Here is a 12,552-nt window from a genome sequence, read left to right on the forward strand (position 1 = left end):
TTAGTAGTATTTCGCCACGAAGGCTTTTTTGCCGCTGGAAAAGATCGGCTACCAGAAGTCTGCGGTGCGCGCGCCGCGATCGATGCGCAGCGACAGGGGCGCCCCCGGATCCCTGGAAGCGTAGGCGAAACCGGCGGTCTGCGGGTTTTCCCAGTCGCCCGCCGTCATCGTCGCGCCGTCCAGCCGGGACCATGTGCCGGGTTCGGGGAACCGCGCGAACCCGGCGATGCGCGCGGCGCGCCGGGCACCGAGCGCGGCGACATGGTCTTCCAGCGCCAGATCGCGGCCCGCCCAGTCGACCCAGCTGATCGGATTGTCCTGTGCATAGGCGTTGTTGTTGCCGCGCTGGCTGCGGCCGAACTCGTCACCGGCGGTGAGCATGATCGTGCCGGTCGAGGCGTAGAGCGTGCCGAGCAGCGCGCGCAAGTCCGTGGCGCGGCGTGCCAGCACCGCGGGATCGTCGCTCGGCCCCTCGACGCCATTGTTCCACGAGTGGTTCTCGCCATGCCCGTCGCGGTTGTGTTCGCCGTTGGCCTCGTTGTGGCGCTGTTCGTAGGCGACCGTGTCGGCAAGCGTGAAACCGTCGTGCGCGGCGAGGAAATTGACGCTGCGGCAGGCCGGGCCGAACACGTCGGACGACCCGGCGATGCGCGTCGCCAGCGCGCCCGGCGAGCCTTCGCCGCGCCAGAACCGGCGCACGTCGTCGCGGAACCTATCGTTCCATTCCAGCCAGTCGGCGGGGAACTGCCCGAGCTGGTAACCGCCGGGGCCGATGTCCCACGGCTCGGCGATCATCATGCGGGTTGCCAGCAGCGGGTCGCTGGCGATGGCGGCAAAGATCGGTGCAGCGGGGTCGAAGCCGGGGCTGCGCGCCATGATCGGGGCGAGATCGAAACGGAAGCCGTCGATGCCGCAGTTGCGGACGAAATGGCGCATTGTCTCCAGCGCCATCTCGCGCACCGCCGCGTTGCCGAAATCGAGCGTGTTGCCGCAGCCGGTGTCGTTGATCAGGCTGCCGTCGGGCGCATGGGCATAGACCGCGTTGTCCAGGCCCCGCAGCGACAGGATCGGGCCGAACACATCGCTTTCGCCGGTGTGGTTGAATACAAGGTCGAGGATCACGCCGATGCCGGCGTCGTGCAGCGCGGCGACGGTATCGCGCAACTCGGCCACGCCGCCGGGGCACAGGCCCGGATCGAGCGCCATCGGCACCACCGGGTTGTAGCCCCAGGCGTTGCTCAGGCCCAGCGGCGGCAAATGCCGCTCGTCGATCCACGCGGTGACCGGCATCAGCTCGATCGCGGTGACGTGCAGCTTGCTGAGGTGCGCGATGATGGCGGGATGAGCCAGAGCCGCCACCGTGCCGCGTTGCGCGGGCGGAACGTCGGGGTGCAGCATCGTCAGCCCGCGCACATTGGCTTCATAGACCAGCCCGCCGTGAGTGAAGCGGGGCGGGGCGATTGGCAACGGGGGCAGGGGGGCCGGCACGATCGCCTTGGGCATCAGCGTTGCGGTGTCGGTGTCGTACGCCGACAGATGCGGGTCGTAATGAAAGCGGCGGTCAAGCTCCACCGCGTAAGGATCGACCAGCAGCTTGGCTGGATCGAACCACGCCCCGTCCTCGGGCGCCCAGCGACCGGCGGCGCGATAGCCATAGCGCTGGCCTGCGCCGATGCCGGGAACGTGGGCGCGCCAGTGATCGTCCTCGCGCTGCATGGCGACGCGGGTTTCATGCTCGCCGTCGAACAGGCACAGCGTCAGCGCCTCGGCAGCGGGCGAGCGGACCGTGAAATCGGTGCCGTCGGGGCCGACGACCGCGCCGAGCCGGGTCATGTCACGACATCGGGCGCGGTGCGGCCCGTGCGCTTGGTGATGCCCGCGATGGTATCGGCGGCGGCGATCAGGTCGGCCAACATCGTCGGCGTCTCCGCGTCGAGATCGCCGTCGGCGGGCTCGAACCGTTCGAGATAGACGCGCAAGGTTGCGCCCTCGGTCCCCGTGCCCGACAGCCGGAACACGATCCGCGCATCGTTGGTGAAATAGACGCGCAGGCCCTGGTTGGCGCTGGTCGAATGATCGACCGGATCGGTGTAGCTGAAACTGTCGGCGCGGGCGACTTCGAGCGGACCGAAGCGCTGGCCCGGCAGCGCGGCGAACGCGGCTTCGAGATCGGCCATCAGCGCATTGGCGGCGGCGGTGTCGATCGCTTCATAATCATGCCGCGCGTAATAATTGCGACCGTACCGCGCCCAGTGATCGCGCGCCACGGCATCGGCGGACAGGCCCTTCGCGGCGAGAATATTGAGCCACAGCAGCACCGCCCACAGCCCGTCCTTTTCGCGCACGTGGTCCGATCCCGTGCCCGCGCTTTCCTCGCCGCAGATCGTCGCCAGCCCGGCGTCGAGCAGCGTGCCGAAGAACTTCCACCCGGTCGGCGTTTCGAACGCGGGCAGGCCCAGCGCCTCGGCCACGCGATCGGCCGCCGCGCTGGTCGGCATCGAGCGCGCGATGCCCTTCAGCCCGGCGGCATAGCCCGGCGCCGCCGTGGCGTTGGCCGCCAGCATCGCCAGCGAATCCGACGGGGTGATGAAGCGGCCGCGGCCGATGATCAGGTTGCGATCGCCATCACCGTCCGAAGCCGCGCCGAAATCGGGAGCATCCGCGTCCATCATCAGCGCGTACAGGTCGTGCGCGTGGACGAGGTTGGGATCGGGATGATGGCCGCCGAAATCCTCCAGCGGAATGCCATTGCGCACGGTCCCTGTGGGAAAGCCCAGCCGCCGTTCCAGGATCTCGACCGCGTAAGGCCCGGTCACCGCATGCATCGCATCGAACGCCATGGTGAAGCCGCCCGCCACCGCCGCGCGGATCGCGGCGAAATCGATCAGCTGCTCCATCAGGTCGGCGTAATCGGCCACCGGATCGATCACATCGACCGTCATCGCGGCGACCGTGGCCAGGCCGATGGTATCGAGATCGATGTCGGGCGCATCGACGGTCAGCCAGCGGTCGATGGTCTGGGTGCGGGCATAGATCGCCTCGGTCACCGCTTCAGGGGCAGGGCCGCCGTTGGCGGTGTTGTACTTGATCCCGAAATCCTCGTCCGGGCCGCCGGGATTGTGGCTGGCCGACAGGATCAGCCCGCCCGATGCGCCGTACTTGCGGATCACATGGCTGGCTGCCGGGGTGGACAGGATGCCGCCCTGGCCCACCAGCACGCGGCCATATCCGCTCGCCGCGGCCATGCGGATCGCCTGCTGGATCACGGTGCGGTTGTGGAAGCGGCCGTCACCGCCGATCACCAGCGTCGCGCCGGGGGCAGGGGCCGCCACGTCGTAGACCGACTGGATGAAGTTTTCCGAATAGTTGGCCTGCTGGAACACGCGCACTTTCTTGCGCAGGCCCGATGTGCCCGGCTTCTGCCCGGCAAACGGTGTGGTGGGGATGGTCCTGATCATGAAGTCCTGCCTGCCAGTTTGCGGTAGAGATCGGCGTAAGCGCGGCCGCTTTGCGCCCATGAGAAATCGGCCTTCATCCCGTTGCGCTGCACCATGCGCCAGACGTCGGGCTGCCGGTACAGCGCGATCGCCCGGCTGATCGCCTGCGCCACCGCTGCCGGCGTGACGCCCGCGAATTGCAGTCCGGTTGCGACCCCCGCATCGATCGCGGCGATGTTGGCGTCGATCACCGTATCGGCCAGCCCGCCGGTGTGCGCCACCACCGGTACGCAGCCGTAGGCGAGCGCGTAAAGCTGGGTCAGCCCGCACGGCTCGAACCGCGAGGGCACAAGGATGGCGTCGCCGCCCGCCTGCATCCGGTGCGACAACGCCTCGTCATAGCCGATGCGCACGCCGATGCGGCCGGGATGGCGCGCGGCGGCGGCAACGAACGCGGCCTCGAGCGCGGCGTCGCCCGATCCGAGCAGCGCCAGCCGCGCGCCATTGCCGACAAGGTGCGCGATCGCGCCCGCCAGCACGTCCATGCCCTTTTGCCAGGTCAGGCGGCTGACCACGATAAACAGCGGGCCGTCATCGATTTCCAGCCCGAACTCGGCTTCGAGCGCGCGCTTGTTGACCACCCGCTTGTCGAGCGTGCGCGCAGTGAAGCGCATGGCGATGTCGCGGTCGGTCGCCGGGTTCCACTGCGCGGTGTCGATGCCGTTGACGATGCCCGAAACACGCTCGCCCCGGCTGACGATGAGCCCTTCCAGCCCCATGCCGAACGCCGGATCGCGGATCTCCACGGCATAGCTGGGGCTGACCGTGGTGATCGCGCTGGCTGAGTCCATGCCCGCTTTGAGGAAGCCGACGCCGCCGTGGTATTCCACGCCGTCGATCGCGAACGCTTCGGTCGGCAGGCCCAGCACGGGGAACACGTCGGCGCTGAAATAGCCCTGGAACGCCATGTTGTGAATGGTCATCACCGACGGCACGCCGGGCTTTCCGGCGGGCGGCGCAAACCGGACATAGGCGGGCGCCATCGCCGCCTGCCAGTCGTGCGCGTGGAGCACGTCGAACTTGCGGCCTTTCACCGCGCCGCAGGCCAGGTCCGCCCCCGCGCGGCCCAGCGCGGCGAACCGGCGCCAGTTGTCGCCCCAGTCGCGCCCCGCATCGTCGCCATAAGGGCCGCCATCGCGATCGAACAGCACCGGCGCATCGAGCACGATCAGCGGATGATCGCCCAGCTTTGCCGCCAGCAACCGCGCCGGGGTGCCAAGCAGCGCATCGTACTTGTGTAACACGCGGGCCTTGCCGAGGCTGCGCATCACTGCCGGATAGCCGGGCAGCAGCGTGGTCATCGCCACGCCGTGCGGAGCGACCGCAGCGGGCAGGGCACCGGCGACGTCGGACAGTCCGCCGGTCTTGACCAGCGGCACCGCCTCCGATGCGACCGACAGGACCGCCAGCGGTTTCGAAACGGTCATGGCGCTACGCTGTCCACAAAATCAGCCCAGCCGGTCGATCATCGACTTGGTGATCAGGCACACCCCGTTCTCGCTGCGGCGAAAGCGCTGCGCGTCGAGTTCGGGGTCTTCGCCCACCACCAGCCCTTCGGGAATGCGCACCCCGCTGTCGAGGATCACGCGGCTGAGGCGCGCGCTGCGGCCGATGTTGCAATAGGGCAGGATCACGCCTTCATCGACGCTGGAAAAGCTGCCCATCTTCACGCCGGTGAACAGCAGGCTGCGCCGCGCCGTGGCGCCCGAGACGATGCAGTCGTTCGAGACCAGCGAAGAGATCGCCATGCCGCGCCGCCCTTCGGCATCGTGAACGAACTTGGCCGGGGCGGCGACCACCGAATCCGTCCAGATCGGCCAGTCGCGATCGTACATGTTCAGCTTGGGCACCACGTCGGTCAGGTCGAGGTTGGCGTCGAAATAGGCGTCGATCGTGCCGACGTCGCGCCAGTATTCCTCGATCTCCTCGGCCGCGCGAATGCACGACGTGGTGAAGCGGTGCGCCACCGCTTTGCCGTGCTTGACGATGTGGGGGATGATGTCGCCGCCGAAATCGCGCGTGGAATCGGGCGTGTCGGCATCGCGGCGCAGCTGCTCGAACAGGAAATCGGTGTCGAACACGTAGATCCCCATCGAGGCGAGCGCGAGATGGGGGCTGCCGGGGATGCCCGGCGGGTCGGCGGGCTTTTCGACGAAGGCGGTGATCGTGTCGGTGGCGTCGACCGCCATCACCCCGAAACCGGATGCTTCCATGCGCGGCACCACCAGGCAGCCGATGGTCACGTCGGCGCCGGAATCGACGTGCTGGCGCAGCATCAGCTCGTAATCCATCTTGTAGATGTGATCGCCCGCCAGGATGACCATGTACTTGGGATCATAGCTTTCGATGATGTCGATGTTCTGGAACACCGCGTCGGCGGTGCCTTCGTACCAGTGCTGCTCGTCGATGCGTTGCGACGCGGGCAGGATGTCGAAGCTTTCATTGCGTTCGGGGCGCATGAAGTTCCACGCGCGCTGCATGTGGCGGATCAGCGAGTGCGCTTTGTACTGCGTCGCCACGCCGATGCGGCGGATGCCCGAATTGATCGCGTTGGACAGCGCGAAATCGATGATCCGCGACTTGCCGCCGAAATAGACCGCGGGCTTGGCCCGGTTGTCGGTCAGCTCGCGCAGCCGGCTGCCGCGTCCGCCCGCCAGCACATAGGCCATCGCATCGCGTGCCAGCGGCTGACCCAGTCGTTCCACCATAATCCCTTGCTCCCCGGGCGATTTGCGCCCTTCCCAGTCGTTATCCCTGATATTCCAGCATGATCGTGGCCAGCGGGGGCAGCGTGAGGTCCGCCCCGCCGCCGCTGGCGATCACGCCGCCCAAGTTGCCCACCCCGCTGCCGCCATAGGCCGCCGCGTCGGAATTGATGATCTCGCGCCAGGCACCGTCATGCGGCAGCGGCACGCGGTAGCCGTGATGGACCGCCGGGGTCATGTTGGAGATCACCGCCACGGGTGGCGCGCCCGGGGCCTTGCGCAAAAACGCGAACACTGAATTGTCGGCGTCGTCCACCACCAGCCATTCGAACCCGTCACCCTCGCAATCGCGCGCGTGGAGCGCGGTCCTGTCACGGTAGGTGGCGTTCAGGTCGCGGACCAGGCACCGCACGCCTTCGTGCGCGGGGTCGGAGCGCAGGAACCAGTCGAGGCTGCGCGCCTCGCTCCATTCGCGCGACTGGGCAAATTCCTGCCCCATGAACAACAGCTTCTTGCCGGGATAGCCCCACATCAGGCCGTAATAGGCGCGCAAGTTGGCGAACTTCTGCCAATGATCGCCCGCCATCTTGCCCAGCAGCGATCCTTTGCCGTGGACCACTTCGTCATGGCTCAGCGGCAGCACGAAATTCTCGGAAAACGCGTACATCAGCCCGAACGTGATCTCGCCGTGGTGATACCGGCGATGGATCGGGTCGCGCGCCATGTAGGTCAGCGTGTCGTGCATGAACCCCATGTTCCACTTGAAACCGAAGCCCAGTCCTCCGCCATTTGGCCCGTCTTCGTGGACCGGTTTGGAAACGCCGGGCCATGATGTCGATTCTTCGGCAATTGTCAGGATGCCGGCGTGGCTGCCGTACAGCGCCGTGTTCATCGAGCGCAGGAACGCGACCGCCTCCCAGTTCTCGCGCCCGCCCTCATCGTTGGGAATCCATTCGCCCGGCTCGCGGCTGTAATCGCGGTAGAGCATCGAGGCGACCGCATCGACGCGCAAGCCATCGACGTGATAGCGTTCGGCCCAGAACAGCGCGTTGTTGACCAGGAAGCTCGATACCTCGCGCCGCCCGAAGTTGTAGATCGCGGTGTTCCAGTCGGGATGGAAGCCCAGCCTTGGGTCTTCGTGTTCGTACAGCGCGGTGCCGTCGAACCGGGCAAGGCCATGCTCGTCCACCGGAAAGTGCGCGGGCACCCAGTCGATCAGCACGCAGATCCCGGCGCGGTGCGCGCCATCGACGAAGCGGGCGAACCCTTCGGCATCGCCGAACCGGGCAGACGGCGCGTAAAGGCCGGTGGTCTGGTAACCCCAGCTCGGATCGTAGGGATGTTCGCTGACCGGCAGGAACTCGATGTGGGTGAACCCCAGGTCGATGACATAAGGGATCAACCGGTCGGCCAGCGCGTCCCAGGTCAGGAACCAGTCGTTTTCATCGCGATCCCATGATCCGGGGTGCACTTCGTAGATCGAGATCGGCTGGCGGCGCGGGTCGATCGAGGCCCAGTGCGCGCGGTGCGCGGCATCGCCCCAGTCGGTCTTGCGCGGATCGGCGATGATCGACGCGGTGGCCGGGCGCAATTCCGACGCGAACGCGAACGGATCGGCCTTGAGCGGCTGCACCGTGCCGTCGGGGCCGGTGATGCGGTACTTGTAGGCGCGGCCCTCACCGATGCCGGGCAGGAAGATTTCCCACACGCCGATGTCACTGCGCCGCCGCATCGGGTGGCTGCGATAGTCCCAGCCGTTGAAATCGCCGACCAGTGCCACCAGCGACGCGTTGGGCGCCCACACCGCAAAGTGCACGCCTTGCGCGCCTTCATGCTCGATCAGGTGCGCGCCCATCTTGTCGAACAGCCGCAGATGCGTGCCCTCGGCAATCAGGAAATCGTCGATCGGACCCAGCACCGGCCCGAAGCTGTAAGGATCGGTCACCTCCCACGCATGGTCGCCGGCCGTGCAGTGATACCGCACCGGCTGGCGCCCGCCGTTCGGGACCGTCGGCTTGAGCGCGCCTTCGAACAGCCCGCGATCGTCGACGCGCTTCAGCTTGCCCAGCTTCCGGCCCGAAAGGTCGAAGGCCACCGCCGTTTCCGCGCCGGGCAGCAGCGCGCGCGCAAACGCGCCTTGCGGCCCTTGATGAATTCCCAGCAGCGAAAACGGATCGGCGTTGGTGCCGTCCAGCAGTGCGTCGATGGCCTCTCCCGGTGGTTTCAAAGCACTCCCCAGATCTCCCGGGCATATTCCCCGATGGTGCGGTCGGACGAAAACCAGCCGACTTTGGCGATGTTGTGGATCGCCGCCTTGCGCCACGATGCGGCGTCTTCCCAGCGCCGGTCGACCGCGCGCTGCGCGGCGGCATAGGCGTCGAAATCGGCGGCGACCATGAACCAGTCGTGATCGTAAAGCCCGGCCATCAGCTCGGTGTAGCGGTGCGGATCGTCGTGCGAGAACACCCCGCTGGCGATCGCCTCGACCGCCTGGTGCAGTTCGGGCGAGCCTTCGATCAGTTCGCGCGGGTTGTAGGTGTCCGCGCGCTTCTGGGCGACTTCCTCGGCGGTCATGCCGAAGATGAAGATGTTTTCGTCGCCGACATGGTCCTTGATCTCGATATTCGCGCCGTCGAGCGTGCCGATCGTCAGCGCCCCGTTCAGCGCGAACTTCATGTTGCCGGTGCCCGATGCTTCCATGCCCGCGGTGGAGATCTGTTCGGACAGATCGGCGGCGGGGATGATCCGTTCGGCGAAGGTGACGTTGTAGTTGGGCACGAACACCACCTTGAGCAGCCCGCCCACCGACGGATCGGCATTGACCCGGCGCGCGATGTCGTTGGCCAGTTTGATCACCAGCTTGGCGTTGTGGTAGCTCGATGCCGCCTTGCCGCCGAAGATCTTCACGCGCGGCACCCAGTCGCGCTCGGGATGGCTGCGGATCTGGTCATACAGCGCGACCGTTTCCACCAGGTTGAGCAGCTGGCGCTTGTATTCGTGGATCCGCTTGATCTGCACGTCGAACAGCGCATCGGGATCGAGCCGGACGCCCATCAGATCCTTGATGTGCTTGGCCAGCGCCACCTTGTTGCTGCGCTTCACCTCGGCCACGCGTTCCTGCAGCGTGCTGTCGCCCGCCAGCGGGACCAGATCGACCAGCTTTTCGGTATCGTCGAGGAACGCGTCGCCGATCGCGTCCTTGATCGTGGCGGTCAGCCCGGGATTGCACTGCTGCAGCCAGCGCCGCGGCGTGACGCCGTTGGTCTTGTTGTTGATGCGCGTCGGGTAGAGCTTGTGCAGGTCCGAAAAGACCGTGGTCTTCATCAGTTCGGTGTGCAGCGCGGCCACGCCGTTGACGCTGTGCGCGCCGGCGAACGCGAGGTTGGCCATGCGTACGCGCCGTTCGCCGCCCTCGTCGATCAGCGAGATCGCGGAAATGGAGTCATCGTCCATCACGCCCGATTTGCGCGCCTCGCGCAGCAGCCGCGAATTGATCGCGTAGACAATCTGCATGTGGCGCGGCAGCAGCCGCTCGAACAGCGGCAACGGCCAGCTTTCCAGCGCTTCGGGCAGCAGCGTGTGGTTGGTGTAACCGAACGTGCGCTTGGTGATGTCCCACGCCTCGTCGAACTCCAGCCCGTGGTTGTCGACCAGCAGGCGCATCAGTTCGGCAACCGAAACCGCCGGGTGCGTATCGTTGAGCTGGATCGCGGCCTTGTCGGGCAGGGTGGTGACGTCGCCGTGGTATTGCACATGGCGGCGGACGATGTCCTGGATCGACGCGGACGAGAAGAAGTACTCCTGCCGCAGCCGCAGTTCCTGCCCGGACGCGTTCGAATCCGCCGGGTACAGCACGCGCACCAGACTGTCGGCGCGCACCTGATCGGCCAGCGCACCGGCGTGATCGCCCGCATTGAACGCATCGAGCTTGATCGGGTCGAGCGAGTTGGCGGTCCACAGCCGCAGCGTGTTGACCCGCTTGCCGCGCCAGCCGACCACCGGGGTATCGACCGCGCTCGCTTCGATCAGTTCGGCCGGATTCCACGCGATCGAACCGTCGGCGGTTTCGACGACTTCGCCGCCAAAGCCGATGCGATACGCGCTTTCGCGCCGCTTGAATTCCCACGGGTTGCCGTTGGCAAGCCAGGTTTCGGGCAGTTCGACCTGCCAGCCGTCGTCGATGCGCTGGCGGAACATGCCGTTCACATAGCGGATGCCGTATCCGTATGCGGGGATGTCGAGGCTGGCGAGGCTTTCCATGAAGCACGCCGCCAACCGGCCAAGGCCGCCGTTGCCCAGCGCCGCGTCGGGCTCCATTTCCTCGATCGCGGCAAGGTCGAGCCCATGGTCGGCCAGCGCGCGCTCCATCTCGCGCGTCAGCCCCAGATTGCTCAGCGTATCGCGCATCAGCCGCCCGATCAGGAATTCCAGGCTGAGGTAATAGACCCGCTTGCTGCCCGCCGCGTACGTCTGGCGGGTGGAGGCGATCCAGTGATCGATCACCCGGTCGCGCACCGTTTGCGCGGCGGCATAGAACCAGTCGCTGGGCTTGGCGGCGAATTCGTCCTTGCCCACGCGTCGTCGCAGGACATCGATGAGATCGCTCTCGATATTGCCCGTGGTGATCGCGCTGCTGGCGGACGGGGCGGCCGGTGACGGCTGAGCGGGGACTTTCACGGACACGGTGAACCCTCCTTCACTTGGTGTCAGGCCCGTGCCGCTCCTGTGATCGGAGGTGCCGGGCGCGACGCGGTTGGCCGCTCCCACGCTTCCATCGAATCAGGGTATGACAGGCCTCGCGCCCGCGACAAGGGGTGCAATGCACAATTGGCGCAATCGGGTGCTTTTTGGCCAGGGAATACGATTGCAGAGTGCGCGGCGCGCGAACGCTATTCGGCGGTGGTGCTGAGGCCCAGGCCGGGTATGCCGATCGACCGGCGTCCGCCAAAATCGGTGCGGGCGACGACAACGCCTTGCTTTTCCATGTATTCCACCATGCGCCGGACCCGGCCGGGCGAACTGGTGGCATACGCGCGGCCCAGCGCATCGTCATCGGGGCAGGGTTCGCCGTCCATCGCCGCGCGGGCCAGCAACAGGAACGGCGCGAGCATTTCCTCGGGCAGCCGATCCGCCAGCGCCAGCGACTCCGCCCAGCGGGAATCGGCCGGATCGAGCATTCCCGCCTGCGCCATCGCGAACCGGCGGCGGAACGCGGCCAGATCGAGCGGCGGGCGCGTCAGTCGGTGCATCCGGCAGCGTACGGTGAAATCCTGGTACAGCAGCGCGGCCGGCTGGAACGCGCTGTCGGGGTCGGCCAGCATCGCTTCGAGGACGTCGACGACGACACCCTCGGTCGCCTGCGGATCGACTTGCGCGGCGTCCTCACGCGGGTGCGCGGAATCGACGCCATCGGCTGCGGCAAGCTGGCGAATCAGGTCGTCCGCCGCGACGGGGGCGGGGCGGGGCTCGCTGCGCGGCGGCGGAGCATCGGGCTCCATCTCCGCGAACAGCATCGTGCGCATGTTGTCGGGTTCCGACACCGGCATCGGCAGCAGGCTGTGCGTGCCCATCCGGGTCGAGGTGCGCACCGCCCCGATCTTCACCGCCACCGGACGCCGGCAGATCGCCGGGCCGAGCGCGAGGAACCGCCCGCGCTCGAGATCGCGGATCTGTTCGGCCTGGCGGCGCTCCATCCCCAGCAGGTCGGCCGCGCGCGCCATGTCGATATCGAGGAACGTGCGCCCCATCAGGAAGTTGCTGGCCTCGGCCGCCACGTTCTTGGCCAGCTTGGCCAGCCGCTGCGTGGCGATCACCCCGGCCAGCCCGCGCTTGCGCCCCCGGCACATCAGGTTGGTCATCGCCGCCAGACTGGTGCGGCGCACCGCGTCGGACACGTCGCCAGCGGCGGCAGGCGCGAACATCTGCGCTTCGTCGACCACCACCAGCGCGGGATACCAGTGATCGCGCGGCGCATCGAACAACGCGGACAGGAACGCGGCGGCGCAGCTCATCTGCGCTTCGAGTTCGAGCGATTCCAGCGTCAGCACGATTGACGCGCGGTGTTCGCGCACCCGCGCACCCATCCGGGCAATCTCGCGCTCGTTATAATCGCCCGCGTCGATCACCAGATGGCCGAATGCATCGGCCAACGTGACGAAATCGCCTTCGGGATCGATCACCACCTGCTGCACCAGACTGGCGCTTTCCTCGAGCAGGCGGCGCAACAGGTGCGACTTGCCCGAGCCCGAGTTGCCCTGCACGAGCAGGCGCGTGGCGAGCAGTTCCTCGATATCGATGCGCACGGGCAAGCCCGCGCCATCCATCCCGATTTCGATTCCCGCCGTCACCGG

General features: G+C 67.1%; 7 protein-coding genes. All 7 read right to left on the bottom strand.

What is annotated here, in order from left to right; genetic code table 11:
- Positions 1-48: 48 nt before the first annotated feature.
- The 7 genes from glgX to NL2_RS15495 all read right to left on the bottom strand — a co-directional run bounded on the left by glgX (position 49) and on the right by NL2_RS15495 (position 12,549).
- Positions 49-1,833: a glycogen debranching protein GlgX gene (glgX, locus tag NL2_RS15465; RefSeq protein ID WP_068076597.1), complete on the bottom strand. Its 1,785-nt coding sequence runs from the start codon at positions 1,831-1,833 to the stop codon at positions 49-51.
- Positions 1,830-3,458, bottom strand: coding sequence for an alpha-D-glucose phosphate-specific phosphoglucomutase (locus NL2_RS15470; protein ID WP_068076598.1), 1,629 nt, complete (start codon positions 3,456-3,458; stop codon positions 1,830-1,832). The genes glgX and NL2_RS15470 overlap by 4 nt, the downstream gene beginning before the upstream one ends.
- Complete coding sequence (glgA, locus tag NL2_RS15475) at positions 3,455-4,924, bottom strand: glycogen synthase GlgA (RefSeq protein WP_068076599.1); 1,470 nt, start codon at positions 4,922-4,924, stop codon at positions 3,455-3,457. The genes NL2_RS15470 and glgA overlap by 4 nt, the downstream gene beginning before the upstream one ends.
- Positions 4,925-4,945: 21 nt before the next feature.
- Complete coding sequence (glgC, locus tag NL2_RS15480; RefSeq protein WP_068076600.1) at positions 4,946-6,205, bottom strand: glucose-1-phosphate adenylyltransferase; 1,260 nt, start codon at positions 6,203-6,205, stop codon at positions 4,946-4,948.
- Between the two features lie 40 nt (positions 6,206-6,245).
- Positions 6,246-8,429 (bottom strand): 1,4-alpha-glucan branching protein GlgB, encoded by a 2,184-nt coding sequence (glgB, locus tag NL2_RS15485; protein WP_068076601.1) that lies wholly within the window; start codon positions 8,427-8,429, stop codon positions 6,246-6,248.
- Positions 8,426-10,828 (bottom strand): glycogen/starch/alpha-glucan phosphorylase, encoded by a 2,403-nt coding sequence (locus tag NL2_RS15490; RefSeq protein ID WP_157083210.1) that lies wholly within the window; start codon positions 10,826-10,828, stop codon positions 8,426-8,428. The genes glgB and NL2_RS15490 overlap by 4 nt, the downstream gene beginning before the upstream one ends.
- Before the next feature lie 263 nt (positions 10,829-11,091).
- Positions 11,092-12,549 (bottom strand): ATP-binding protein, encoded by a 1,458-nt coding sequence (locus NL2_RS15495; protein WP_068076667.1) that lies wholly within the window; start codon positions 12,547-12,549, stop codon positions 11,092-11,094.
- Positions 12,550-12,552 lie beyond the last annotated feature (3 nt).

The sequence above is a fragment of the Novosphingobium lentum NBRC 107847 genome (genome assembly GCF_001590965.1).
Classification (GTDB): domain Bacteria; phylum Pseudomonadota; class Alphaproteobacteria; order Sphingomonadales; family Sphingomonadaceae; genus Novosphingobium; species Novosphingobium lentum.